This is a genomic window from Embleya hyalina, assembly GCF_003967355.1.
In the GTDB taxonomy this organism is placed as follows: Bacteria; Actinomycetota; Actinomycetes; order Streptomycetales; family Streptomycetaceae; genus Embleya; species Embleya hyalina.
Genome location: NZ_BIFH01000021.1, coordinates 322006 through 347889, shown reverse-complemented (window position 1 = coordinate 347889; position 25884 = coordinate 322006). Strand labels below are relative to the sequence as shown.

General features: G+C 73.6%; 24 protein-coding genes. 18 read left to right on the top strand and 6 right to left on the bottom strand.

Going from position 1 to position 25884, the window contains the following annotated elements; genetic code table 11:
- The 6 genes from EMA17_RS22170 to EMA17_RS22150 form a co-directional block, all read left to right on the top strand.
- On the top strand, positions 1-484 hold a 484-nt coding region (locus tag EMA17_RS22170; protein WP_371863027.1), incomplete at its 5' end, for a sensor histidine kinase.
- A 128-nt stretch (positions 485-612) separates the two neighbouring features.
- Positions 613-1041, top strand: a complete 429-nt coding sequence (locus EMA17_RS22165) for a pyridoxamine 5'-phosphate oxidase family protein (protein WP_126638815.1) — start codon at positions 613-615, stop codon at positions 1039-1041.
- Positions 1038-1754, top strand: coding sequence for a S66 peptidase family protein (locus tag EMA17_RS22160; RefSeq protein ID WP_218042965.1), 717 nt, complete (start codon positions 1038-1040; stop codon positions 1752-1754). The genes EMA17_RS22165 and EMA17_RS22160 overlap by 4 nt, the downstream gene beginning before the upstream one ends.
- A complete protein-coding gene (locus EMA17_RS53350; protein WP_246126822.1) occupies positions 1649-1996 on the top strand; it encodes a hypothetical protein in 348 nt (115 codons plus the stop codon). The genes EMA17_RS22160 and EMA17_RS53350 overlap by 106 nt, the downstream gene beginning before the upstream one ends.
- Positions 1997-2005: 9 nt before the next feature.
- Positions 2006-2299, top strand: a complete 294-nt coding sequence (locus EMA17_RS22155) for a barstar family protein (RefSeq protein ID WP_126638814.1) — start codon at positions 2006-2008, stop codon at positions 2297-2299.
- Positions 2300-2408: 109 nt separating this feature from the next.
- On the top strand, positions 2409-3068 hold the full coding sequence (locus tag EMA17_RS22150; RefSeq protein ID WP_126638813.1) for a hypothetical protein: 660 nt from the start codon (positions 2409-2411) through the stop codon (positions 3066-3068).
- A gap of 27 nt (positions 3069-3095) precedes the next feature.
- Here the strand turns inward: EMA17_RS22150 and EMA17_RS22145 are convergent, their stop codons facing one another.
- A complete protein-coding gene (locus EMA17_RS22145; protein ID WP_126638812.1) occupies positions 3096-4598 on the bottom strand; it encodes an MFS transporter in 1503 nt (500 codons plus the stop codon).
- A gap of 99 nt (positions 4599-4697) precedes the next feature.
- On the opposite strand from EMA17_RS22145, the gene EMA17_RS22140 reads away from it, so the two are divergent.
- Positions 4698-5369, top strand: a complete 672-nt coding sequence (locus EMA17_RS22140) for a TetR/AcrR family transcriptional regulator (protein WP_126638811.1) — start codon at positions 4698-4700, stop codon at positions 5367-5369.
- Positions 5370-5667: 298 nt separating this feature from the next.
- On the opposite strand, the gene EMA17_RS22135 is transcribed toward EMA17_RS22140, so the two are convergent.
- Positions 5668-5937: a hypothetical protein gene (locus EMA17_RS22135; RefSeq protein ID WP_126638810.1), complete on the bottom strand. Its 270-nt coding sequence runs from the start codon at positions 5935-5937 to the stop codon at positions 5668-5670.
- 253 nt (positions 5938-6190) lie between these two features.
- Here EMA17_RS22135 and EMA17_RS22130 point away from each other — a divergent pair, with 253 nt between their 5' ends.
- The 10 genes from EMA17_RS22130 (at position 6191) to EMA17_RS22085 (ending at position 19573) form a co-directional block, all read left to right on the top strand.
- Positions 6191-6847 carry a maleylpyruvate isomerase N-terminal domain-containing protein gene (locus tag EMA17_RS22130; RefSeq protein WP_126638809.1) on the top strand — a complete coding sequence of 219 codons (657 nt, stop codon included), beginning with the start codon at positions 6191-6193 and terminating at the stop codon, positions 6845-6847.
- 59 nt (positions 6848-6906) lie between these two features.
- A complete protein-coding gene (locus tag EMA17_RS22125) occupies positions 6907-7398 on the top strand; it encodes a DinB family protein (protein ID WP_126638808.1) in 492 nt (163 codons plus the stop codon).
- 250 nt (positions 7399-7648) lie between these two features.
- Positions 7649-8857 (top strand): alpha/beta fold hydrolase, encoded by a 1209-nt coding sequence (locus EMA17_RS22120; protein WP_218042963.1) that lies wholly within the window; start codon positions 7649-7651, stop codon positions 8855-8857.
- Positions 8858-9077: 220 nt separating this feature from the next.
- The gene (locus tag EMA17_RS22115; RefSeq protein WP_126638807.1) at positions 9078-9983 is read left to right on the top strand and encodes an ABC transporter ATP-binding protein; all 906 of its coding nucleotides are present in this window, start codon (positions 9078-9080) and stop codon (positions 9981-9983) included.
- On the top strand, positions 9980-12544 hold the full coding sequence (locus tag EMA17_RS22110) for an ABC transporter permease (protein WP_126638806.1): 2565 nt from the start codon (positions 9980-9982) through the stop codon (positions 12542-12544). The genes EMA17_RS22115 and EMA17_RS22110 overlap by 4 nt, the downstream gene beginning before the upstream one ends.
- A gap of 242 nt (positions 12545-12786) precedes the next feature.
- Entirely contained in the window at positions 12787-13944 is a 1158-nt protein-coding gene (locus EMA17_RS22105; protein ID WP_126638805.1) for a sensor histidine kinase, read from the top strand.
- On the top strand, positions 13935-14585 hold the full coding sequence (locus EMA17_RS22100; RefSeq protein WP_170222207.1) for a response regulator transcription factor: 651 nt from the start codon (positions 13935-13937) through the stop codon (positions 14583-14585). The genes EMA17_RS22105 and EMA17_RS22100 overlap by 10 nt, the downstream gene beginning before the upstream one ends.
- A gap of 149 nt (positions 14586-14734) precedes the next feature.
- Positions 14735-17728 (top strand): helix-turn-helix transcriptional regulator, encoded by a 2994-nt coding sequence (locus tag EMA17_RS22095; RefSeq protein WP_126638804.1) that lies wholly within the window; start codon positions 14735-14737, stop codon positions 17726-17728.
- A 277-nt stretch (positions 17729-18005) separates the two neighbouring features.
- Positions 18006-18689 carry a papain-like cysteine protease family protein gene (locus EMA17_RS22090; protein WP_126638803.1) on the top strand — a complete coding sequence of 228 codons (684 nt, stop codon included), beginning with the start codon at positions 18006-18008 and terminating at the stop codon, positions 18687-18689.
- A 5-nt stretch (positions 18690-18694) separates the two neighbouring features.
- Positions 18695-19573: a hypothetical protein gene (locus EMA17_RS22085; protein WP_126638851.1), complete on the top strand. Its 879-nt coding sequence runs from the start codon at positions 18695-18697 to the stop codon at positions 19571-19573.
- Between the two features lie 156 nt (positions 19574-19729).
- Here EMA17_RS22085 and EMA17_RS22080 read toward each other — a convergent pair whose 3' ends face one another.
- The 3 genes from EMA17_RS22080 to EMA17_RS55395 form a co-directional block, all read right to left on the bottom strand.
- Positions 19730-19999, bottom strand: coding sequence for a hypothetical protein (locus EMA17_RS22080; RefSeq protein WP_126638802.1), 270 nt, complete (start codon positions 19997-19999; stop codon positions 19730-19732).
- Between the two features lie 556 nt (positions 20000-20555).
- On the bottom strand, positions 20556-21368 hold the full coding sequence (locus tag EMA17_RS22075) for a helix-turn-helix transcriptional regulator (protein WP_126638801.1): 813 nt from the start codon (positions 21366-21368) through the stop codon (positions 20556-20558).
- A 137-nt stretch (positions 21369-21505) separates the two neighbouring features.
- Positions 21506-23635, bottom strand: coding sequence for a bifunctional serine/threonine-protein kinase/transporter substrate-binding domain-containing protein (locus tag EMA17_RS55395; protein ID WP_160161497.1), 2130 nt, complete (start codon positions 23633-23635; stop codon positions 21506-21508).
- Between the two features lie 135 nt (positions 23636-23770).
- Between EMA17_RS55395 and EMA17_RS22065 the strand changes: the two genes are divergently transcribed.
- Positions 23771-25219: a S28 family serine protease gene (locus EMA17_RS22065; RefSeq protein WP_126638799.1), complete on the top strand. Its 1449-nt coding sequence runs from the start codon at positions 23771-23773 to the stop codon at positions 25217-25219.
- Positions 25220-25355: 136 nt separating this feature from the next.
- Here the strand turns inward: EMA17_RS22065 and msrA are convergent, their stop codons facing one another.
- Complete coding sequence (gene msrA / locus EMA17_RS22060) at positions 25356-25868, bottom strand: peptide-methionine (S)-S-oxide reductase MsrA (RefSeq protein WP_126638798.1); 513 nt, start codon at positions 25866-25868, stop codon at positions 25356-25358.
- Between the last annotated feature and the right edge of the window lie 16 nt (positions 25869-25884).

Genomic DNA, 25884 nt, shown 5'->3' with positions numbered 1-25884 from the left:
CCTGGAACGCGTCGAATCCGCCGTGGACGCCCTCGACGACACCATCAAGGTCATCCGCTCCACGATCTTCTCCCTCAAGGCCCGCGACCGCGACACCGGCACCGGACTGCGCTCACGCTGCCTGCGCGAGGTCGACGCCGCCACCGAAACCCTCGGCTTCGCCCCCACCCTGCGCGTCGACGGCCTCCTCGACACCTCCGTACCCGAAACCATCGCCGTCCAATTGATCGCCGTCCTGCGCGAAGCACTCGCCAACACCGCCCGCCACGCACACGCGAACCGGGTCGAGGTCCACGTCGAGACCGACGGGACGGAGGTGTGGGTGCGGGTACGTGACAACGGCGTCGGCCCGCCGCCCACTCCGACCCGCGACAGCGGCCTGGGCAACATCCGCGAACGCGCCGAATCCCTCGACGGCACCCACACCTTCGGCCCGGCACCGGACGGCGGCGCGGCCCTGGAGTGGCGCGTCCCCCTGCGCTGACGACCTCGCGGGGTCGTCAGGCTCGCGGCGCGGCACGTGCCACGGCGCGAGGTGCGGCGCGCACAACGGCGCGGACTCAGGGCCGTTCGGCCCTGTGCCGCACCCGGTCCCGGTTCGAAGGTTGAGCCATGAGCAAGCCCCCACCCACGAACCACCCCCTCGGCCGCCGAGAAACCCTCCGCCTGATGGCGAGCGAGCCGATGGGACGCGTCATCGTCAGCGAGGGCGCCCTCCCGGCCGTCCACGTGGTGCCGTTCGCGCTCGACCGGGAATGCGTGGTTTTTCGCACCCCGCCCGACTCCCCCCTGGCCAAGGCCGCCCTCGACACGGTGGTCGCATTCCAGACCGACCACATCGACCCGACCGCTCACACCGGCTGGACCGGCACCATCACCGGCCACGCCTCCCGCATCGACGACCCCACCACACTCACCCGCCTGAAGCACCTGCTTCCCATCCCCCACGACCCCCACCAGACATGGTTCCGGATCACCTCCGAATTCGTCACCGGCCACACCCTCCACTCGCCGGCAGCCCATGGAAGGCTTCCACCGTGAACACCGGCGACAACCCTCGACGAACCGTCCTCCCCCCACGCCTACGCCCCGGTGATCGGGTACGCATCGTCTCCCCCGCCAGTCCACCCACCCGCGACGGCGTCGCGTACGGCGTCGCGTTGCTGACGTCATGGGGGCTGCGGGTCGAGGTGGCCGAACACACCTTCGACCGATGGGGGTACATGGCGGGCCGGGACGAGGACCGCGCCGCCGACCTGAACGCGGCCTTCCGCGATCCGGGAGTTCGCGCCGTGCTCGCGAGCCGAGGCGGAAAAGGCGCCTACCGCATCGTCGACGACCTCGACTTCGACGCGTTGCGCCGTGACCCGAAGCCCCTGGTCGGCTTCAGCGACATCACCCACCTGCACCTGGCCCTGTGGGCCCGCTGCGGACTCGCCTCCCTGCACGGCCCGTTCCCGGACGGAAGCCGAGACCGGTGCGGCCCCGCCTCGGCCACCGCCCTGCGCCGCGCACTGACCACCACCACCCCGGTCACCCTGCGCCGGGACCCCACCGAGGCGACCGCCCCGATCACCTTCGGCGGCACGGCGGTCGGCGTCCTCGTCGGCGGCACCTCGACGCGATCCGCACCGAGGCCGGAGCCGGGCTGCCCGCCCTCGACGGAACCATCCTCTTCCTCGAACACCGGCGAGGCACGGGGCTGGGGGAGGTCGATCGTGCACTCACCCAACTCGCCCGCAGCCGTGCCCTGAACGGTCTGCGCGGGGTGGTACTCGGAGGATTCCTCGGCTTCGAGCGGGACGCCGACGACCCGACCCTGGGCGGATGGGGCATCGTGGACGTCCTGCGTGATCGACTGGCCCGCCTGGGCGTCCCCGTCCTCGGTGGCATCCCCGCCGGACACGGCCCCCACCCGCCGACGATCCCGCTCGGCACCGAGGCCGCCCTCGACACCACCGCCGGAACCCTCACGATCCGGGCGGCGGTGGTCTGAGCGGTGGACATGGACGAACTGGTGCTGGACGTGCGGGGGTTGCGGGTTGCGACCCTGATGGAGTTCCGGGAGGCGCTGGTCGCGGTGAACGCGGAGGCGTTGGGCCACTGGCGGGGGCGCAGTCTCGATGCCCTGTGGGACATCATCGAGAATCGTGGGTTCTCGGAACTGCTGGACTGCCATGACGTTCTGGTCGTTCGCGTCGATCGCGAGGGCTTCCTCTCGGCGGAGAACGCGGACACCCGGGCGTCGCTGCTCGATCTGTTCGAGCGGGCCACCCACGCTCGGCTCGAACCGCTCTGAGCGCGGGAAGTGCCGCGAGTGCCGTCGGTACCGCGAGTGCCGTGGGCGCAAAACGCCTGTGCCGACGGGGGTTCGGGATTCCCCGGGGCGGCGCGCCTACACTCCCGGCATGGCAGGACACGCGACTACGACGGCACTGTCCGATGTGCGCTTCGTGGGGCTTCGCTTCCGGCTGGTGACCCGGGGTGTGCATCGCCCGGCGCCGGTGGAGGTCGCCGCCCTCACGCACCACGGGATCGGGGACCTCGTCTCCTGGCGGGCGCACGCGGTGATCGAGCCGCCCGAGCCCGGAAGCCCTCCCCCCGCGCCGATCACGGCCCCCGTCCCACCGGCCGAGCCCGGGTCCCCGGCCGAGGCACTGGCCGCGATCGACCGGCGGATCTCGGGCGACCACCCGCACGCGCTGATCGCGGTCCCGCCCTTCGCCGAGACCACGATCATCCGCGAACAACGCGCGTACTGCCCGGCCCTGGCGTCCTGCGTCGTGCTGGACCTGATGACCCTGGCCGCCGTCGTCCGGCCCACCGCCACGCCGCAGTCGCTGGACGGCCGCCTGCGCACCATCGGCCTCCAGCCGCCGCAGGATCGCGCGGCCACCTGGGACGCCTACGCCGTGACCCACCTGTTCCACACCCTCGTCGGCGAGGGTGTCGCCGGCCGCCGCTGGTCCACCCTGGAGGACCTCGCCCGAATCGCGGGCACGTACCCGCCCCCGATCGAACCCGAGTTCCTCCCGCCGAGCGACGTACAGGAGTCCCTGTTCGACTGAGCCGATCGCCGAGACGGGCGGGCGCCGTTACTCCGGGCCGAGTTCGTCCTCGGTACGAAAGCGCCGGGGCAACAGCGGAACCAGGGCCAGGGCCAGGGCCAGGACGATCAGGATCGCACCCGCCCCCCACCCGAACGCGGTGCCGAGGGAGTCGCCGGCGGTCGTGTGGTGGAGGAAGACCGCGCCGATCGTGACCACGCCGAGCGCGCCGCCGAGTTGTTCGACCGCTTCGAGGGTGCCGGAGGCGGTACCCGCGTGGGCGGTGTCGACGTCCTGGAGGGTGATCGCGAACAGCGGGCCCATCAGCATGCCGAGTCCGACACCCGCGACGAACAGGCCGGGCATCGGCGCCCAGACCGGGCAATCGGCGCCGTAGTGCCGAAACGGCCACAGCAGAGCGAGGGTTCCGGCCGCGACGGTCGCGCCGCCGATGGTGACCACGTGCCGGCCGACACGCGGGATCAACGGGTCGGCCAGGACGGCGGCGCCGACGACCATGCCGACGATCATCGGCAGCGTGGCCAGCCCGGCGGCGAGCGCGCTCAGGCCGAGGCCGTCCTGTAGCGCGAACGTCGCCACCAGCATCAACCCACCCAGGACCGCCTCCACCACCAGGCTCACCGCAAGCCCGCCGGCGAACGACCGGCGCCGGAACAGACTCGGCTCGACGAGCGTGGCCTCACCGCGCCCCGCCCGTACCCGCTGATCCCGCACGAACAGGGTCAGCGGAATCGGCGACACGACCAGGCACACCACCGTCCAGGCGGGCCAGTGCAGCGCCGGCCCCTGGACCAACGGCAGGACCAGGAGCCCGAACCCGACCACGGCGTACACCGTGCCGCGCGGGTCGAAGCGCGGCGCGCCGGCCGAACGCCCCGACGGCAGCAGGCGATACGCGGCGACGAGCACCGCGACACCGACCGGCAGGTTCATCAGGAAGATCGGCCGCCACCCGGTCCCGAACAGGTCCGCATGCAGGATCGCCCCGCCGACCAGCGGGCCGAGTGCCGCGCTCAGCCCCGCGATCGGGCTCAACAGGCCCATCACCCGCGCCCGTTCGTGCGGCGCGTACATGATCTGGAGCAACGCGGTGGCCTGCGGCACCATCAGCGCCGCCGCCGCGCCCTGCCCGATGCGCGCCGCGACCAGCAGTTCGGCGTTCGGCGCGAGGGCGCAGGCCACGGACAACACGGTAAAGACGCCGGTGCCGACCAGGAACACCCGCCGATAGCCGAGCACGTCGCCGAGCCGCCCACCCGCGGTCAGCAGGACGGCGAAGGCCAGCGTGTATCCGGCGAGCAGCCACTGCAACATCGCGCTCCCGGCGTGCAGGTCGGCACGCAGCGTCGGCAGGGCGACGTTCACGACGGAGGCGTCCAGCATGTCCATGACGACCGCCGCCATCACCACGCCGACGGCGACGATCCGGCCGCGTCCACCCGGAGGGGGCACGGCGTCGGCGATGCGCTCGGGGGCTTCGGAGGAAACACCTCGGGGGTGGGGAACGGGGCGGGGCTCGGTGGCTTTCATGACGCGCCCTCCTTCATAAGACTAGACCGTTCCGTCTTGTTTCAACATCGGCGAAACTAGACGAGACGGTCCAGTCTTGGCAAGGGGTAGGATCGGGCCATGGCCGAATCCGCAGCGGAATCCCCCACATCCGGCACGGCGTCCATCGGGCGCCGCTCCGCCGCGAAGCGCGACGCGATCCTGCGCGCCGCCTTCGCCGTCTTCCTGCGCGAGGGCTACGCGGGCGCGAGCGTCGACGCCGTGGCGGCCGCCGCGGGCGTCGGCAAGCAGACGGTGTACGCGCACTTCGGCGACAAGGAACGGTTGTTCATCGCCGCGACCCGGGAGTCACCGGGACCGACCACCGGGGACGGCGCCGGCGACGGACCGGACCCGATCACCGCGACCGGAGACCCGCACGCCGATCTGAGCGCCGCCGGCGTGCGCATCCTGCGCAGCGTCCTGGACCCCGACGCCGCCGCGCTGCACCGCCTGACCATCGCCGAGATCGCCCGCCATCCCGAACTCCAGCTCATCTGGCGCAAGAACGCCCCCCGCGAGGTACTCGCAGCGCTGGCCGCCTACTTCGCCGAACGTGACGCGGCGGGCGACCTCGACGTCCCGGAGCCGGAGCGCAGCGCACGGCAGTTCGTGATCCTGCTGGCCTCCGAGGGCCGGGTCGCGTCGCTGCACGGCGTGCAACCCCTGAGCGACGACGAGGTGCATCGAATCGCCGACGAAACGGCCGACCTGATCGTGCGTGCCCATCGCCGGGCCGACGGCGGCCGATGACCGGTCCCGTGCGGACCGCCGATCGGGCCGGGTGATCGGCCGGGTCGCGGGTCGCCGGCGGCGTGGCGTTCGGAGATCCCGGCGCCCGGGTCGGAGCGGAGGAGGAAGTACCGGGTGCGGTCGCGGTGGTGCCGGAGTTCGTGTCGGATATCGACATCGACTCGTGGACCGGGATGTGGTCGGCGACGTGCGTCCGCCCGCTTCCGTCGTGCCTCGGGCCTCGCCCCCGTGCCGTGTGTGCCGAATCGGCGCCGACAGTCCGGCCGGCGCCGATCCGTGGTCGATCCGTGGTCGATTCTCACCGGTTCCGGCGGCCGCGCCCCCGCTCCGTACCCGTGCGGGACCACGCGGCCCGGCGTGGTGACCGGGAGGACGCCGAGCCGGCGGCGAACCCGCCCTTGTCGACGACGATCACGCCGGCCGACTCCCCGATCGTGTGGGTACAGCGCTCGCTCGCGCCCAGGCATCGCGGGCACGACATGGCGCGTCGACGCCGCCCGTCACCACCACCGCCTCCCCCGCCCTCGCCGCCCGGCGTGCTCTTCGCCGCCCCGGTCGTCGTACGCATGTTCACTCCCATTCGGTGAGGCCGATCGCCCACACCAGAAAAACCGCCCTCGCCGCATCGCGCATACGCACGACCGGACCGCCCGGCCCCCCGGGGCACACGACTCGGGAAAATCCCCGCTCCGACCCACGCACCCGTGCGGGTGAACGGCCCGATCGGGTCGTACGTCCGGCCGCAATCGGGCACGGCCGGTCGTCGAGGCGCCGGGTAAAAGCGTTTGTCCGGTGTCTCGGGCGCGGACTACCGTGCCCGGGTGGAACTCTTCTCACGCTCGTGGACGGCATTGCGCGCGGCGGTCGCCGGGCTTTCGGACGAGGACTTCGCACGGCCGTCGGGGTGTACCGGCTGGCTGGTGCGGGACCTGGTGTGCCACCTGGTCATCGACGCGCAGGACGTCCTGATCACTCTCGTGACGCCCGCCGACACGGAGCCGACGCGCGATGCGGTGACGTATTGGGAGGTCGCCGAGACGCCGCCGACCGGCGACGATCCGCTCGACGCGCTGACGGTTCGGCTGGCCGCCGCGTATCAGGATCCCGGGCTGCTCAAGTTCCACCTCGACGACGTCGGCTCGGCCGCCGGGCGTGCGGCCGAACTGGCCGATCCGAAGCTGCGGGTCGGTACGCGCGACCAGGTTCTCACCGTGGGCGACTACCTGTCCGTCTACGTCCTGGAGTGGACCCTGCACCACCTCGACCTGATCGCGCACCTGCCGGACGCGGCGGACCCGCCCGCCGAGGGGCTGGCCCGCACCCGCGAGTTGCTGGAGCGGATCGCCGGGACCGGTTTCCCGGCGTCGTGGTCGGACCGGGACGCGTTGCTGGTCGGCACCGGGCGGCGGGCGGCGACCGACGGGGAGCGGGCCGAACTGGGTGAACTCGCGGCGCGGCTTCCGCTTTTCCTCGGCTGACGGCTCGGGGCCGGGCGGGGTTCGCGGGGGTGCGCCGTGTGCGCTGTTAGGGTCCGTCGATGACAAGAATCGTGCCCTACACCGGTGCCGAGAAGGAGAGCCTGCTCGCCAGTCTCGATCGGCATCGCGACGCGGTCCTGTGGAAGCTCGACGGTCTCGACGACGACGCGTTGCGACGACCCATGACGCCCTCGGGGACCAATCTGCTGTCCCTGGTCAAACACTTGGCGGCCGTCGAGTACGGGTGGTTCTGTACGACCTTCGGGCGTGCGACCGAGCCGCTGTGGTTCGCCCCGGAAGACGACATGACCGTGCTGCCGGAAGAATCCGCGGCCGACCTCGTCGCCTTCTACGGCCGTGCGCGTGTCGCCGCCGACCGGGTGATCGACGAACTCGGCCTGGACGACGTCGGCACGTCCTGGAACGGCAATACGGTGTCCCTGCGCTGGGTCCTGATCCACATGATCGAGGACACGGCGCGGCATGCCGGCCACATGGACATCGTGCGCGAACTCCTCGACGGGGCGACCGGCGACCACCCGCGTCCCTGATTCCGCCGCCGCGACCGGGCCCGGTGCGGCGTGGCGACTACTTCCGGGGGAGCATGGGCTTCGCCGTGCCATGCCGCCCACGGAGCACGCGAGGAGCCTTCTCCCGTCGGATGCGGGCGCCGGGGGGCGCGGGCGAGAGTTGTTCTCGTCAGGGCGGCCGCGGGGGCGGAGGCGTCCGCCCCACCCGGTGCGCCGCCGCGGCCGGGCCGGGTCGTGTACCGGCGCTTTCGACCACCGACGGGGAACTGCTGTGGAACACCGACCAACCGAGAACGGCACCGACGACGAAGCCGGTTCCGAAGTCGGCACCGGCGCCGGCGGAGCGGAGGGCGGCGGCCGGGGCGACGAGGCCGGCTCGACCGCCGAGGCCCGGCCGGGCGCCGGCGCGACCGCGACGGTGACCGAGGCCGGCGCCGGCGCCGCCACACCCGACCCGCTCTCGGACACCGACGATCCGGTCACGGACCCGCCATCCGACGGGGCTCCGCCGCCCCGGTCACGGTCGCGGCTTCGCCGTTGGGGGCGGCGCATCGCGTTGACCTGTGTGGTGACGCTGGTCGCCGTGACGCTCGCGTCGTTCACGTACAACGCGTTCACCGACGACCGGGCCGACCCACCCGAGGGGCTGACCTACGTACAGGCGGCCGACATCCGTACGCGCTACCAGACATGGGGCACGTCCGGGTCGCCCGTCGTCCTCGTGCACGGTGCGTTCGAGTCCGTCGACACCTGGTCGCGGCTGGCTCCGCTGCTGGCCCGCAACCACCGGGTCTACGCGTTCGACCTGACCGGATACGGCTACAGCCAGCGGCGCGGCCCGTACACGGTCGACCACCTCACCCGGCAACTCCTGGGCTTCCTCGACGCGATGCACCTGGGTGGTCCGGGTGAACGGCCGCTGCTGGTGGGCCACTCCAGCGGGGCCGCGATGGTCGCGGAGGCGGCCCTGCGCGCGCCGGAGCGGATCGGGGGGATGATGCTCCTCGACGGCGACGCGCTCGACACCGGCGCGGGCCCGCCGTCCGCGCTCGAGTACGTGTTGATCGATCCGTTCCGCACCAGCCTGCTGCGGATCGGGCTCGGTACGGACTGGCTGATCCGGAAGGTGTACGGCTCGCAGTGCGGACCGGAGTGCCCCCGGCTGGACGGCGCGGGGGTCGACCAGTGGCGGCGGCCCTTCCAGGTGGCGGGGGCCGAGGGCGCGTTGTGGAGCATGCTCGGCGAGGGGGTGCTCGGTATATCCGCCGACCGCCTGCAACGGTTGCGCGACGTACCCATGCCCAAGTCGGTGGTCTTCGGCGCGAACGACGACGTGTTCGACCGGAAGACCCCCACCGACACCGCCGACCGCATCGGCGCGCCACCCCCCACGCTCATCCCCAGGTCCCGCCACCTCCCCATGATCTCCGCCCCCGAGGCGGTGGCCGACGCGATCGACGCGGTCCCGGCACGGCGATAACCGCCGGCCGGCCGGGCGGGATCGTGGTCGACGTGTGCGGCCGGGCAACACGGTCGGCGCGCACCGGGACACCACCCCGCGGGGGTGTGGTTTTCCGCAGGTGGACCCGGCGCTCGGCCCCATGTCGCGGCCGTCCGTGCTCCAGCAGGCTGCTCGTACCGGTGATTCGGGGCCCGTTCGCGGGAGCGGGCCCACACCGGGCGAGCGAGGAGGTCGGCGGATGCCGAGGAGCAGGACGCGGGGCGGGTCGGCGACCGGATACACGCCGGCCACATCGCCGGTGGCGGCGCGGGCGCGGGGATTGGTCAAGGAGTACGGGTCCGGCGCCGGTCGGGTCACGGCGTTGGCCGGGGTGGATCTGGAGCTGATGCGCGGCGGTTTCACCGCGATCATGGGGCCGTCCGGTTCGGGCAAGTCGACGCTGATGCAGTGTCTGGCCGGGCTGGACACCGCCACCCGGGGCGACGTGGCGATCGGGGACACCGAACTCGGCGATCTGGACGACGATGCGCTGACCGAACTGCGGCGCGACCGGCTCGGGTTCGTCTTCCAGGCGTTCAACCTGCTGCCGACGCTCTCCGCGCTGGAGAACATCACGCTGCCGGTCGAGATCGCCGGGCGGCGGGTGGATCGGGCGCATCTGGACCGGATCGTCGAGGCGACCGGACTGGCCGATCGACTGGGCCATCGCCCGGGCGCGCTCTCCGGCGGTCAGCAACAACGGGTCGCGGTGGCCCGGGCGTTGGTGGCCCGCCCGGAACTGGTCTTCGCCGACGAGCCGACCGGAAACCTCGACTCCGGCGCCGGCGTCCGGGTCCTGGACCTGCTCCGGCGTGGGGTGGACGAGTGGGGTCGGACGGTGGTGATGGTCACCCACGATCCGCGTGCGGCGGCGTACGCGGACCGGGTGGTGTTCCTGGCCGACGGCCGGATTGTGGACGATCTGGCCGACCCCACGGCGGACGGCGTGTTCGAGCGCATGCGCGGACTGGACGGGCACGCGGGGCCGGGACACGACGGCCCGGACGGTCGGGTCGGCGTCGAGCCCGGCGCCGGCGGTCGAGCCGACCGGGGCCCCGCCGGCCGAGGCCCCGTCCGTGACGGCGCGCGCGGGGTGTGGCGATGATCCTGGCCCGCGTCTCGCTGCGCGGAGTACTCGCCCATCGGACCCGCATGCTCCTGGCACTGGTGGCCATCGTGCTGGGCACCGCGTTCGTGGCCGGGACCCTGGTGTTCCGGGACTCGGTCGCGGCGTCGACCCGCGCGGCGTTCGCGGACGCGGCGGCCGATGTGACCATCACCCCGGCGGCGCACGCGGATCGCCAGGACGGCACCGGCATCCCGCCGACCGTGCCCGCCCGGGTGCGTGACGCGGCGGCCCGGGCCGAGGGGGTGCGCGGCGCCTACGGGCGGGTGCACGTCCCGGACACCGTCGTGCTGGACGGGCGGGGCGCACCGCTGCGTTCGCGCGGCAGCCTCGTCGCGGACTGGCCGGCCGAGGCCGCGCCGCGCCTGGATCGCGGCCGCGCGCCGACCGGCCCGGCGGAGGCGGTCGTGGCGGCGAGGAACGCGCGAACGCACGGGATCGGCCTCGGCGACCGGCTGCGGGTGGCGGCCGTGCCCGGGACGTTCGAGGCGACCGTGGTGGGCATCGCCCGCGACCGCGCCGACCGGGTCGGCGACGCCGAGGTGTTCCTGGACCCGGCGACCGCGCGACGCGGCCTGCTGGGCGGGGCCGACGCCTTCACCTCGGTCGCGATCGAGGCCGCGCCCGGGGTGGCCGACGCCCGGCTCCGGCAGGCGGTCCTGGCCGTGTTGCCCGACACCGCGCCCTATACCGTCCGCACCCGCGACGGGGAGGCCGCCGCCCGCGGGGACGCCGCCGGGGCCTCGTTGGACCTGGTCACCTACATCCTGCTCGGCTTCGCCGGGATCTCGGTGCTGGTCGGGGTGTTCCTGATCGGCAACACCTTCTCGATGCTGGTCGCCGCACGCACGCGACAGAGCGGGTTGTTGCGCGCCGTCGGCGCCCGACGCGGGCAGGTGAACCGGTTGGTGCTCGGCGAGGCCGGGGTGTTGGGCGTCGCGGGTTCGACACTCGGCCTGGCCCTGGGCGTGGCACTGGCGGTCGGGCTGATCCGGCTGGTCGGGACGGTCGGCGACGCCCCGGCGGCGGGTGGGCCGACGGTGCGGCCGGGGACCCCGGTGGTGGTGTACGCGGTCGGGGTGCTGATCACCCTCGCGGCCGCCTGGCTGCCCGCCCGCCGGGCCGGCCGGGTGCCGCCGATGGCCGCCCTGCTGCGCGGGGCCGGCCCGAGCGACGTGCGATCGCCGCGTGCCCGTACGGTGCTCGCCGCGGTCGCGGGTGTCCTCGGCGGGGGTGCGCTGCTGCTCGCGGTCCGGGCCGACGAACTCGCCGCCGCCGGGCCGCTGCTCGCGCTGGGCGTACTGCTCACCCTGCTCGCGACCGTCGCCGGCGCCCCGTTCCTGAGCGTCCACGCGGTACGCGGCCTGGACCGGCTGCTCGCGCGCCGATCCGGGCCGATCGGCCGGCTCGCGCGCGGCAACACCATCCGTGACCCGCGTCGCACCGGCGCCACGGCCTCGGCCCTGATGGTCGGCATCGCCCTGGTGAGCTTCCTGTCCCTGCTCGCCGCCTCGTTGGTGACCTCCGTGGACGGCCAACTGCAACGCACCATGAACGCCGACTACTTCGTGATGTCCGCCCGACCGATGACCGAACAGGTGGCGCGTGCCGTCCGCGAGACGCCGGGCCTGGACCACGTCACCGCGCAAAAGACCGTGCGGGCCGATCTGATCACCGCGCACGGCACCGATCGCGACCACGATCTGACCGCCACCACCGAACGCTTCACCGACGACTTCCGGCTGCGCTTCACCGCCGGCGACGCACGCTCGACGCTGGCGCCGGGCGGGGACGGGATCACCGTTCCACAGGCGTTCGCCGAGGAGTACCGGCTCGCGGTCGGCGATCCCGTCGCGGTGCGCTTCCACGGCGGCGGCACGGCCCGGCTCCGGGTCGGCGCGATCGTGCGCGACGGCGACGTGTTCGCCTCCGGTGCCACGTACGTCGGCACCCACGTCGTCCGTGCGCAACTGCCGGCCGACCAAGTGCCCTTGGACGACGTGTACTTCGCCACCGCCGCGGCGGGAGCGGATCGGGCCCGGGTGGCCGAGGACCTCGAACGGCGGTTGGCCGCCCATCCGCAGACGAAGGTCCGCGATCGGGAGAGTTATCGCGCGGCGCTGCACGACACCGTGGCGCTGGCCCTGGACCTGGTGTACGCGCTGTTGGCCCTGGCGATCCTGGTGGCCGTGCTCGGCGTGGTCAACACGCTCGCGCTGTCCGTGGTCGAACGCACCCGCGAACTGGCGCTGTTGCGCGCGCTCGGCCTCACCCGGCGGCGGATCCGGCGAATGATCCGCGCGGAGGCGGTACTGATCTCCGTGGTCGGCGCGCTCCTCGGGCTGATCCCCGGCCTGGTCTGGGGCGTGGCCACCCGGCGCGTACTGGCCGACAAGGGCCTGGACACGCTCACCGTGCCGTGGTCGACCTGCGCCGCCGTCCTGCTCGGCGCGATCGCCGTGGGCGTGCTCGCCGCCTGGCTGCCGGCGCGCCGGGCGACCCGGGTCCCGCTGTCCGAGGCGATGGCCGGCGGAAGCTGAATCGGCGACCCGGGTGGTCGAGGCGATCGGCTCGGCCGGCAGGCTCGTCTGCTCCGGTTGCCGATCGGACGGCCGATCGGAGGGCTGTGGCGCGAAGACCGAGGGGAGGGACCTTGCGGAGTTCGGAATACGCATCGGAGCACACGTCGACACACGCGTCGGAACATGCGTCGGAATACGCGTCGGAGCATGCTTCGGGGTACGCGTCCGACACGACGGCCGAGGCCCCCGGGTTGCGCCCGATGTTGCGCGGCCGGACCGGGGCCGCCGGCGCGGCCGTGCGAACGCTGGCGTTGGGGGCCCTCACCGCGATTCTCGTCCTGCTCTTCCTGATCGTGGCCGGCCCGGTGTGGGCGGTGACCGGGCGGCGGGGATCCGGGCCCCCTCGCCCCCTCGCCCGTGGTGCCCGGGCGCTGGCCGGGTGGGAGCGGCGGCGCCTGGCCGGGCCGGGCGCGGTGCAGCCGTTGCCGACCGACACCCGCCGCCTGCTCCGGTATCTGGCCGCGCACGTCCCGGTGGGGCTGCTCGGCGGCGCCGTGCTCGCGCTGGTCGTCACCGGGGTCGGGTTCGGCGCGGTGATGGTGGGTGCGTGGGTGTCGGGCAGTCCGAACACGACCACGGCCGACGTGGTGATCCTCGTCCTGCCCGGGGCCGCCCTGCTGTGTCTGGCCGGCTACGGTCTGGTCGGGCTCGCGGACACCGACCGCACGCTGGCCCGGCGGCTGCTCGGGCCGGATCCGAGCGAGGTGTTGCGGCGTCGGGTGGACGAGTTGGCGGCGAGCCGGGCGGGCGTGGTGGAGGCGGTACACGAGGAGCGGCGGCGGATCGAGCGGGATCTGCACGACGGGGTGCAGCAGCGTCTGGTCGCCCTGGGCATGCTGCTGGGCCGGGCGCGGCGCGGCGGCGATCCGGCGCGGACCGACGATTTGTTGCGCCAGGCACACGAGCAGGCCCAGCAGGCGCTGACCGATCTCCGGGACGTGGCGTGGCGGATCCATCCCACGGGGTTGGACGACGGCGGCTTGCGCGCGGTTCTGGAGACGATCGCCGAGCGCGCGCCGGTGCGGGTCGAACTGGACTACGGCGTACGGTCGGAGCCGGCGCCGATCGTCGCGACGGTGGTCTACTTCGTGGTCGCCGAGGCGGTCACCAACACGGTCAAGCACGCCCGCGCCGACGCGGTGACGGTGACGGTCGCCGACGTGGGCGACCGGACAGGTGACCGGAACGGCGACCGGATCGCCGTACGGATCGTCGACGACGGCGTGGGCGGCGCGGATCCGGCCGGTGGCGGGCTCTCCGGGCTGGCCCGGCGGGTCGGCGCGCTCGACGGAACCCTGCGGGTGGACAGTCCGCCCGGGGGCCCCACCACGATCACGGCGGAGGTACCGTGCGCATAGTGTTGGCCGACGATTCGGCGCTGCTGCGGGAGGGGTTGGCCCGCCTGCTCGCCGACGAGGGGCACGAGGTGGTCGCCGGCGTGGGTGACGGCGAGGCGATGGTCGAAGCGGTCGCCGCACACGTGCCCGACGTGGTGGTGGCCGACGTACGCATGCCGCCGACACACACCGACGAGGGGTTGCGGGCGGCCCTGGAGGTGCGCCGCCGGCAGCCCGGCGTCGGCGTGCTGGTCCTGTCCCAGTACATCGAGAAGCGCTACGCGGTCGAGTTGTTGACCCAGGACGGCGCGGCGGTCGGCTATCTGCTCAAGGACCGTGTCGCACACGTGGACGACTTCCTCGACGCGCTGGCCCGGGTGGCCGCCGGCGGCGCCGCCTTCGACCCGGAGGTGGTCCGCCAACTGTTGTCCCGGACCACCCACACCGACCCCCTGGACCGGCTGACCACCCGGGAGTCCGAGGTTCTGGCGCACATGGCCGAGGGCCGCACCAACGCGGCCGTCGCCAAGGCCCTGCACGTGTCGCAGAGCGCCGTCGAGAAGCACGCGAACGCCATCTTCGACAAACTCGACCTGCCGCACGGCCCCGAAACCGGGTACAGCCGCCGGGTCCTGGCCATCCTGCGCTATCTGGGCACCTGACCCCGCCGGCTCGTCCACGGCCGAGGGGCATCCGGAAAGGCCCCGGCCGCACGCCCGTTGACGCCCGGCGGGAGCCGCGTGACGATGGGTCCGGCCGCGGGCGGGTGGCGGCCTCGGCGGATGTGGATCCGGCATGGTGAGGACGACGCGTGGCGCACACCGACCGTACGCGACACGAACTGACCGCGCTGGCCCGGGATCGGCTCGCCTCGGGCGGCGTCGTCCTGCACGGTCCGGTCGGGATCGGCAAGTCCCACATGCTGCGCGCGCTGCTCGCCGGCGACCGCGGCGCTCCGCTGCTGCGCACCGAACCAGCTGCGGCGGAACGGGAGTTGGCCTTCTCCACGCTCGCCGATCTGCTCGATCCGGTCACCGACGAGGTGTTGCGCGCGCTGCCGGCGCCGCAATGCTCGGCGCTGCGGGTCGTGTTGTGCCGGGAGCCGGGCGGGCCGGGCGGGCCGGATCCGCTGGCGTTGCGTCTGGGTACGCTCGCGGTGTTGCGGACGTTGTCGGCGTCCATTCCGGCACTGGTGGCGATCGACGGCGCGCAGTGGGTGGATCCGGCCAGTGCCGAGGTGCTGGCCTTCGTCGCCCGACGCCTCGATCCCGCGCGCGTGCGCGTGGTGGTCGCCGAGACCACCGATCCGCCGGCCGGGCCGATCCACGGCTGCCGGTTCTGTCCCGGCGACCTGCTCGAACTCGAACTCCCGCCCCTGGGCCTGGCGGAGACCCGCGATCTCCTCGATCGAACCGACCGGATCGACCGGATCGACCGAACTGCCGGTTCCGTCGCGGTCTTCGAGACCGTCGGGACCGTCGGGGCTCTCGGAGCCGGTGGACCGGTCGGCCTCCTCGGCGCCGTGCCGACCACGCCCGGCCCCGACGATCCGACGGACGAACGCCCCCTGCCCCACTGGCTCAGCCGGCAGGTGCATCGGGCCGGCGCGGGCAACCCGATGTACGCCCTCGAACTCGCCCGCGCGCTCCGCCGGTTGGACCGGTTCCCGACCCGCGACCAACCGTTGCCCGTACCGGATCGGCTGCGCCGGCTGCTCACCGCCCGGCTGGAGGGTTGGTCGACCGACGCCCGCCGGCTGTTGCTGCTCGCCGGTGCCGCCGGCCGCCCCACCGTCGCGACGCTGCGGGCGGCACTCGGTTTCGTGCACGCCGCGCACGACGCGCCGATCCACACGGCGGACCCGGTCGGCGACGACCTGGTCCGGCACACCGTCGCCGACGCGACCGCCGCCGGCATCCTCGACGTGGGTGAGGACGGCGATCGACTGCGGTTCGTCCACCCGCTGTTCGCCGCCGCCCTGTACGACGGCGGCAGCGCGGAGGAGCGCCGCGCCGCGCATGCCGCGCTCGCCGAGGTGTGCGGCGAGCCGATCGAACGGGCCCGCCATCTGGCCCTGGCCCTGCCCTGCCCGGACGAACGGGTGGCCGGCACGCTGATGGCCGCCGCCGAACAGGCCCGCCGCCGGGGCATGCCCGACGAGGCCGCCGCGCTGGCGCGCCTCGCCGTGGCGCGTACCCCGGACGAACACGCCGACCGCAGATGCGAACGCTGCCTCGACGGCGCCGGCCACGCCTACGCCGCCACCGACTACGAGCTGTGTCGCGAACTGGCCGGTCACGTCTTCGCCCTCGGCCCCGCCCCCGCGCAACGTGTCCGGGCCTGCATCCTGATCATCAACGCCGCCAACCAGGCGCTGCACGACCTGGACGAGGTGTTCGCGGAGGCGTTCGCCCAGGTCGGCGACGACACGTGCGGGCGGGCCCGGTTGCACTATCTGCGCGCGTGCAAGGCGCACATCAGCGACGGCGACTCGGCGATCGCCTGGACCGAGGCCGCGCGCGCCGCGACGCTGGCCCGGCGCGGCGGCGACCGCTCCACCGAACAGGTCGCACTCGCCCTCCAGGCGTTCGTGGGCACCCTCCAGGGCCGGCCGAACGCCCGCGAACCGCTGACCCGGGCGCTGGCCCGGCCCCAGGACGCCGGGCCGACCGGCGGCCACAACGGCCCGCGCGGGGTCAAGGCACGATTGGACTTCTTCGCCGATCGGCTCGTCGACGCCGCGACCGAACTCGACCGCATGTTGCGCCGGGCGAAGGAATCCGACGACGCGGAGGAGAAGGTGTTCCTGCTCTGCGCCAAAGTCGACGTGGACGTCCGGGCGGGGCGCTGCGCCCAGGCGTTGGCGGCCGGGCACGAGGCGTTGCGGGTGGCTCGCGAGATCGGCGCGCAGTTCGGCCCGGCCTACTATGCGGCGGCGGTGGCGGAGGCGGCCGGGGGCGATCCGGTCCGGGGCGCGGAACTGGCCCGCGAAGGCATCCGAGTGGGTCGGTCCGAGCAGGATCAGGTGTATCTGCCGTTGGCGCTGTGCATCCTGGGGCAGATCTCGTATCGACTGCGCGATCCGGTCGCGGCGGTGGGCTGCCTGAGTCGGGCCCGCACGATCGCCGGGCGGCGCGGCATCGTGGATCCGGCGGCGATCCCGTGGGGTGTGGATCTGGCCGAGGCGCTGGTGGCGGTGGGCGATCACGATCAGGCGCGGGCGGTGGTGGCCGAGGTCGGGGAGGCCGCGCAACGGTTGGGCCGTGACGGGGTGTTCGCGTCGTTGTCCCGGGCCGACGCGCTGGTTCGGGGCGAGTCCGGCGACCTGGCCGGCGCGGCCGAGTGCCTGCGGACGACCGCGGAGCGGCATCGCGAACTGGGCCTGCCGATGGAGCACGGCCGCGACCTGTTGGCGCTCGGTGTCGTGGAGTTGCGCCGCCGGCATCCGGCCGCCGCACTGGCCGCGTGGCGCGGCGCGGAACTGGCGTTCGTGCGCACGGCGGGGCGTCCCTGGCTCGATCAGGTCCGCACCGAGTTGGAGCGGGTCACCTGCGCGGACGACCCGGCCTCGGGTCGTCCGGCCGTCGAGGCGCGCTCGCGGGCGTTGACGCCGGCGGAGCATCGGGTCGCGGAGATGGTCGGCGACGGCGCGACCAACCGCGAGATCGCCACCCGCCTGTTCCTGTCCGCCAAGACGGTCGAGTCCACGCTGACCCGGGTGTACCGCAAGCTCGGGATCCGCTCGCGCGCCGAGCTGATCCGGCTCTCCCTGGGCGCGAACGGCGAGTCCCACCAGGCGCGATAGTCGCGCTTCGCGGTTGGCCGCGGCACCGAGGGGGGCTCGGGGGAACCCCCTGCTTTCCGTCCGGGGGGTTCCGCGGCGGACCGCGAAGGATCAGCGTTGCCGGTGTTCCCCCGCACGACCGGCGAGGGACTTCCTCCGCGTCCCGAACGACTCATCGCGCGCGTCGTTCGGGACGTCCGGCACCGCGTGTCCCGTTCCGTCCGCGGCGCCCCCTCGCCGGTCGCGTCCCCCCTCGATCTCCGTCCGGTGCCCCCGCGCCGGACGAGAAGGAGACACGATGATTCTGCGGAATCACGGTACGGTTCGAAGCGCCGCGAACCTGCCGGCCACCCCGTCGCGGCGCTGGAAGTCGGTCTGTGCCGGAGTGACCGCCGCGCTGTGTCTGGCCGTTCCGTTGGCCGGCAACGCGTCGGCGGCGCCGGCCAGGCCGTCCGTCGCCGCGCCCCTGAAGGTCGCCCCGGGCGGTCCGCCCGCCGCCTACGGCGCACGGCAGTTGGCCTTCACCGAACTGACCCAGGTGCAGAACCAGTGGTGCTGGGCGGCCACCGGGTTGTCCGTGGCCAGGTATCTCGGCCGGGGCCTGAACACCAGTCAGAACACCTTCTGCGACTACGCCCGCGGCCTGCCCACCAACTACCAGTGCCCGAATCAGCCCGGTGAGCTGAGCGACGTACAGCGGGCCTGGTCCCGCCTCGGCATGCGAACGGGGCGGGTCACCGGGACGCTCGGCATCGACACGGTGGCGTCCTCGATCGACGCCAACTCGCCGATCGTGGTGGGTATCTACTGGACCGCGGGCGGTGGGCACGCGAACGTCCTGTACGGCTACGACTCGGACAACGGAACGCTGATGTACGCCGACCCGTGGCCGTCCAGTCAGCGCTACGGCGAGATGGATTACAACTCGTACGTCGCCAACTACGAGTTCCAGTGGGCCGAGTCGCTGTACGGAGAGGCGTGAGTGTGATGACCGACATCTTTCGTTCCCGGCCCGACCACTCCCGCGCGCCCGTTCGGCGCGTCGGGGTGCTGGCCACCGTCGGTATCGGTGCGTTGCTGTTCCTCGCACCGACCGCGTCGGCCGCCGGTGACGCCGCCTCGACCGGTGGCGACTCGCAGACGGCCGCCGACCGGAACGCGGCGCAGCAGGCTCTGGTCTCCCCCGAGACCACGAACCGGCTGGCGACCTTCTTCGTCCACCTCGACCAGCGTGCGACCGCGCAAAACGGCGCGGTGGTGCAGTCGAAGGTCGCCCCCGAGGCGGCGGCGGCCCAGGCCCCGCGGCTCGTGGGCGCCGCGGTTCCGGTGTACTCGCTCAACGCGGACTTCGTGCGGGGCGGCAACTCGTCGGTGCCGGTGGCCAATTTCGCCTATCTCGCCACCGAGGCCCGTTCGGCCGCCGGGGTCGAGGCGACCGTGTGGACGGTGCGCGACCGCGCCTCGGGCGCGTGGCGGGTCACCAACGTGCTGTCGGGTGTCGACGAGGTCGGCTACGCCCGCCAGGCGGGTGGCGACACGGTGTTCACCGAGCCGCAGATCGCGGCGTGGTACCGGGTGCACGCGGGTCGCGTCCTGCCGCTGAACCCGGCCGCGCAGCAGTCGGTCGGCGCGAACGGCGCGACTCTGGCCGACTATCGCAGGCTCGTACACGACCGGTACGCCGACAAGTTGCCCGGTTCGACGTACCGACGTGACGGCAAACTGGGCGGCTTCGCGGCCACGCCGAGCACGCGTCACGGTGGATCCTCGGCGGCCGACATCGTGCTGCCGGCGAGTGCCGCCGGTGTGCTGGTCCTGGGCGCCGGCACCCTGGTGGTCCGCCGCCGCCGGTCGGCAACGGCCTGATCCCGCCGCTCGGTTCGCACTCCGTGCGGCCGCCCCCGACCGTCACGGACCCATATCCCACCGCCCCGCGGGCCGAAGTCGCGGGGCGGTGGCCCGTTTCGGCCGGGGCGTGCGGGTCGGGATCGCGGTCGACCCGGGCGCGGCCGTTCGCGGACTCTACCGGCCGGCGTACGCGCAGGCGCGGCCGGCGATCGTCACGGGGACGCCCTCGGCACCGGTGAGCAGGGACGCGCAGGCGGCCGCTCCGGCCGGGCCGTTGGCACCGTACCCGCAGGCGGTACCGGTGATCATCGAGGTGTATCCCGCCACGGCGAGGTAGGCGACACAGTCGGCCGGGGCGGCCTGGGCGGTGGGCGCGGCGGCGAGACCGCCGAGGGTCAGGGCCACGATTCCGGTCGTTGCGGCGATCCGTCGGGACAAGCGCATGGGACACCCGTTTCCTCGGTCACGAACGCGAACAGGACGGTACCCGCGATGTTTCGGGTGGTCGCACGGGCCGTCTCCACCGTGGCCCGCCCGTCACCGTAGGTCGTCGCCGCGACCCGGGACAAGAGTGGGTTCGGATCACCCGGAAAGAACGAGGACCATCGTCGCGACGGCGCCGTCCTCGCGCGTCGGTCGGACGCGGAGCAGGTGGTCCCCCTCGTCCTGGTCCCGGACCTCGACCACGCCGGCGGGCAGGTGCGCGGCGCGGCGAGCACCCGGTCATGGACGCGTCGACGGCCCGGGAGTGCCGCGTCACGATCGCGAGCCGAGCGGGCGCCCACGCCGGTCACGGATCATCGGGCCCTGCCAGTGCGGGGTTTGCACTGTCGGGACGCGGCGTGGTGGTCGATGATCGGTGGGTCCGAGGCGATCGTGGGTGGTGTGGAGGGGATCCACGATCGTATGGCGAAGGCGCGTGCCCCCATCCGTGCTCCCCGGATGGGGTCGCGCCGTCTCGCTCGGGGCGCCCGGGCCCGGCCGGGTCGGCGGGGGTGGGTCACGACTCGCCGTCGAGCAGGGCCAGCGCCGCCGCGGTGACCGCGTCCGCCGGCGCGTACGCGATCACCACCTTGTCCGGGTCGTCGGACGGGTGCAGGGATTCGTAGGTCAGATCGAGCGCGCCGACGAGCGGGTGCCGGATGCGACAGGTCCCGTGGGCCAGGTCGAACTTCGCCTGGGCCGACCACAGCCGGACGAAGTCGGGGCTGATCGCCGCGAGTTCGCGCAGGTGCACGGCCAGGTCCGGATCCCGGGGCCGCTTGCCGACCTCGGTCCGCAGATAGGCGACGGTCTCACCCGCCTTGCGCTCCCAGTCCGCGTACAGGGCTTTGGCGCGCGGGTCGCCGAACATCAGGCCGCCGATCGAGCGCCGCTCGGGCGGGACTTCGCCGAAGTCGAGGAACACCCGGGTGGCCGCGCGGTTCCAGGCCACGATGACGCCGTTGCGGCCCACCACGTACGCCGGCGGGCCCCACGCGTCGAGCAACACGCGCAACCCCGGGCGCACCGCCGCCCGCTCCCGCGCGGTCGCGGCTCCGGGCCGGGCCAGGTTGCGCAGGTACTGCCGTTCCCCCCGGGTCAGGCGCAGCGCCTCGGCGACGGCGTCCAGGACCGCGTCCGAGACGCGCGAGGCCTGGCCGCGCTCGAGGCGTATGTAGTGGTCGACGCTGACCGCGGCGAGCGAGGCCACCTCCTCGCGGCGCAGACCGACCACCCGTCGGGGCCCGTCGTCGGACAGTCCCACATCGCGCGGCGACAACCGGGCGCGCCGGGACACGAGGAATTCGCGTAACGCGGTACTGGGGTCCACGCCGGCCAGTATCCCCATCCAAACGAGCGCTTGGGAAGCGCCCCGGCCACCCCGACGCCGAGGTCGGCCGTCCGTTGGAAGTCCCTCGGGATCGTGGGGGCCGCGTGCTCGCGGCGTCGCCGGATTCGGGGAGTGGCTCAGGCGCTGTTGACCGTGACGCGCGAGACGGCGCCCGCGCCGAGTTGCCAGCGGTCCAGGATCGCCCGGTATTCCCCGGATTGCAGCAGGCGCTCCAACGCCTGCCGCACCGCGTCCCGCAGCGCGGTGTCGGTCTTGCGCAGGGCGATGCCGTACGGCTGGGGGTCGATCTGCCCACCGACGACTTCGAGGGCACCGCCCGAGGTTCGGACGCCGTTCACCGCCACGGGGAGGTCGAACACACCCACGTCCGCGCCGCCTTCGGCGATCCGCTTCGCGGCGGCGTCGATGCCGTCGTACGTGGTCGGGGTCGACGCGCCGGGCCCGCATCGGGTTTTCGCGCGAGCGACCAGGTCCTCCTGGATCGTGCCGCGTTGCACCGCCACCTTCGCACCACACAGGTCGGCCGGGGTACGAATGCCCCGGGGGTTGCCCTTCGCGACCAGGAGCACGCTGCCTGCCGTGAAGTAGTCGACGAAGTCGACCGTGTTCGCCCGTTCCCTGGTGTCGAACATCGACGACACGACCAGGTCGACCCGACCCGCGGCCAGCGACGGGATCAGGGCGTCGAACCCGGTGTTCTCCAACCGCGGTTTCACACCGAGCAGTTGCCCGATCGCCCGGATCAGGTCGGCGGACATGCCGACGACGCTTCGGCCGTCGCCGTCCAGAAACTCGTTGGGTGGGTAGGCGGCGTCCATGCCGACGACAAGGGGCCGTTCGGACCGGTACGGCTCGGGGAGGAGGTGGGCCAGTGGGGCCGCGGGCGGCTGCACGCCGGTGCCGGTGCCGTTCGGCGCCGAGGTGGAGGTGTTCGGGCCCGCGGACGAACCGGCGCCGGACGATGCCGGGTTCGCGGTCGTGCCCGCGCCGGCGGCGCCCTTGCCCTCGTCGCGGGTGAGCAGGTACGCACCGCCGCCGGCGAGCGCGGCGGCCACGACGGAACCGCCGATCAGGAGGCGGCGGCGGGCGATCCCGGGGCTCGACGGCGCCGGCGGGACCGGTGGGGTGGGGGCGTACGCGGGCCGGACGGGCGGCGGGGGGATCATCGGCGGCCCGGCCGGGCGGGCCGGGGGTTGGTCGGGCCGGGACGGCGGGGTGGCGACCGGGTCGACGGCGGCGGTCGCCGTCGGCGCCTCGGCCGGGTGGTCGGGGAGGTGCGGGGGCCGAACGTCGGTCGGCGGCACGTGCGCCGGCGAGGTGTCCGTCGCGCTCGTCGCACCCGGCGCGTCCGGCGCCGCCCCGCCGCTCACCGCCGCCGTCGCGGAACGGCTCCGGACCAGCGCGGAGTGGGCCGCCGGCAGCCAGTCCGCACCCATCGGGCGGGCCGTGGTGCCCAGCATCCCGAGGACCTGCGCCGGGGTGGGCCGCTCGGCCGGATCCCGACGCAGACACGCGGCCACCACCGGCCGCAATTCCTCGGGGACGGGGTCGAGATCGGGGTCCCGGTACACGACCCGGAACATCATCTGCGCCGCGTCGCCGACTCCGAACGGGGAGCGTCCGGTCGTCGCGTGGGCGACCACGAGACCGACCCCGAACACGTCGCTCGCCGGCCCGACCTCGTCGCCCCCGGCCTGCTCGGGCGACAGGAATCCGGGGGTGCCGACCAGGTGTCCCGTCCGGGTCGGCCCGTTCGCCTCCCGGACCATCCGGGCGATGCCGAAGTCGATCACCCGGGGGCCGTCGGAGGCCAACAGCACGTTGGAGGGCTTGAGATCGCGGTGCACCAGGCCCACGGCGTGGATCGCGGCCAACGATTCGGCCAGTCCGGCGGCGAGCAGTCGCGCGCTCGACGCGGGCAGCGGGCCGTGCGCGGCGATCGTCTCGGTCAACGAGGGGCCGGCGATGTACTCGGTGGCCAACCACGGTGCGTCGGCGTCGGCGTCCGCGTCGACGAACGCGGCGGTCCAGAAGCCGCCGATGCGGCGCATCGCGGCGATCTCCGCGGCGAACCGGCGGCGATATCGCGGATCCTCGGCCAGGTCGCCCAGGACCACCTTGATCGCGACGAGCCGCCCGCCGGGCGAACGGCCCAGGTACACCTGCCCCATGCCCCCGGCACCCAGCCGGCCGAGCACCGCGAAGGACCCGATCCGGGACGGGTCCCCGACGCCGATCGATTCCACGCCGTACCCCCGTAGTCGAGCCGCCGATCCGTTCGAGGGCTCACCGTACGCGATGGCCCGTCTCCCCCGGCCGGGGGAGGCGCTTCCCCCGTTCCGGGGATCCGGCGCCATGGGCACCCGGGCTTTCCTGGGGACATGACAAACGCAAGGCTTGATCGAGACCGGGCGCCGGGCGACCCGGGCGGCGTGCGGCGGGCCCCGGGCGGCGGCACGATCCCGCGGGGCCGGCGCCGGCTCGTGACGTTGGCGGTGGGCGCCGCGGTGCTGGTGCTGTCGGGATCCGGCACGGCGGTGGCGGCCCCGGTCCGGGCTGCGGCCGCCGTCGCGGCGGCGGAAGGCAGCGAGCTCGACATCCGGGACCGGATCGCCGCGATACCGGGCATGCGGGTGGTGGCCGAGAAGCCCGCCGCGCCGGGCATCCGCTACTTCGAGCTGACCTATCGCCAGCCCAACGACCACCGACACCCCGAGCGGGGATCCTTCGAGCAGCGGCTGAGTCTGCAACACCGCTCGACCGAGCGGCCGATGGTCCTCTACACCAGCGGCTACGACCTGGGCGCCGGACCGAGCTTCCGCTCCGAGCCGGCGACCCTGCTCGACGGCAACCAGATCTACACCGAGCAGCGCTACTTCGGCACCTCCCGGCCCGTCGACCCCGCCGATCCCGCCGACATGTCCGACCTGAACATCCGCCAGGCGGCCGACGATCACCATCGGCTGATCCAGGCCCTGAAGTCGATCTATCGGGGCTCCTGGATATCCACCGGCGGCAGCAAGGGCGGCATGGCCACCGTGTACCACCGGCGGTTCCACCCCGACGACGTCGACGGCAGCGTGGTCTACTCCGCGCCGAACAACGTCGACGACCGCGACGACCGCGCCTACGACACGTTCCTGGCCCGGGTGGGCACGCCCGAGTGCCGGGCCGCACTGCAGTCGGTGCAACGCGAGGCGCTCCTGCGGCGCGACGAGATGACGACCCGCTACGCGCAGTGGGCGACGACGAACGCGCAGACCTTCGAGACGCTCGGCAGTGTCGACCGGGCCTTCGAACTCGCGGTGCTCCGGCTGCCGATGATGTTCTGGATGTACGCGGGCGAGCCGAAGTGCGCCGGGATACCCGCGCCGGGTGCGTCCGCCGACGAGCTCTACGCGTGGGTGGACGGCGTCACCCGGCTTGCGGTCTATGCCGACGAGAGCGTCGCGTTCTTCCGGCCGTACTTCCACCAACTCGGCACCCAGCTGGGCTACATGCAGCTCGCCACGCCTCATCTGGACGGCCTGCTGCGCTACCCCGGCATCCAGGAGGTGCGCAACTACCTGCCGGCGGGCACCCCGCTGCGCTTCGACTCCGGCGCGATGCCCGACATCGACCGCTGGGTCCGCCACCGCAGCGACCGCATCCTGTTCGTCTACGGCGAGAACGACCCGGTCCGCGCCGAGCCGTTCCGACCGGGACCGGGCAGCCGGGACACCCGGGTCCTGATCGCGCCGCAGACGGGCCACGGCGCGCGCCTGGGCGCCCTCACCCCCGCCGACGCCGCGCAGGCGACCACCACGCTGCGCCGATGGGCCGGGGTCTGACCCGGATCGCGGCGCGCGTCGGGCCCTGGCGTGTGGCGGGCCCGAGCGTAAACCGGGCCCGGGCCTACCTCGGACCCGGGCCCGGTGGGCTCGGGCGTACCGGGTCGGCCCGGGCGCGGCCGGTGCCGGCCGGCGGTCAGGCGCGGTCGCGATGCGGGAGCTTCCAGCCCGGGCGCGGGAAGTGGCAGGTGTACCCGTTCGGGTAGCGCTCCAGGTAGTCCTGGTGCTCGGGCTCGGCCTGCCAGAAGTCGCCCAGCGGCTCCAGCTCCGTGACCACCTTGCCCGGCCACAGGCCGCTGGCCTCGACGTCCGCGATCGTCTCCAGCGCCGTCGCCTGCTGCTGCTCGTCGGCGTAGTAGATCGCCGAACGGTAGCTGCGCCCGATGTCGTTGCCCTGACGATCGCGGGTCGTCGGGTCGTGGATCTGGAAGAAGAATTCCAGGATGTCGCGATAGCTCGTCACCGAGGGATCGAAGAGGATCTCGATCGCCTCGGCATGGTCACCGTGGTTGCGGTAGGTGGCGTTCGGGACGTCCCCACCCGAGTAGCCCACGCGGGTGGCCGTGACCCCGGGCTGCTTGCGGACGAGGTCCTGCATTCCCCAGAAGCAGCCTCCGGCCAGAACCGCCTTCTCCACTCCAGCACTCATCTCGCAACTCCTGACC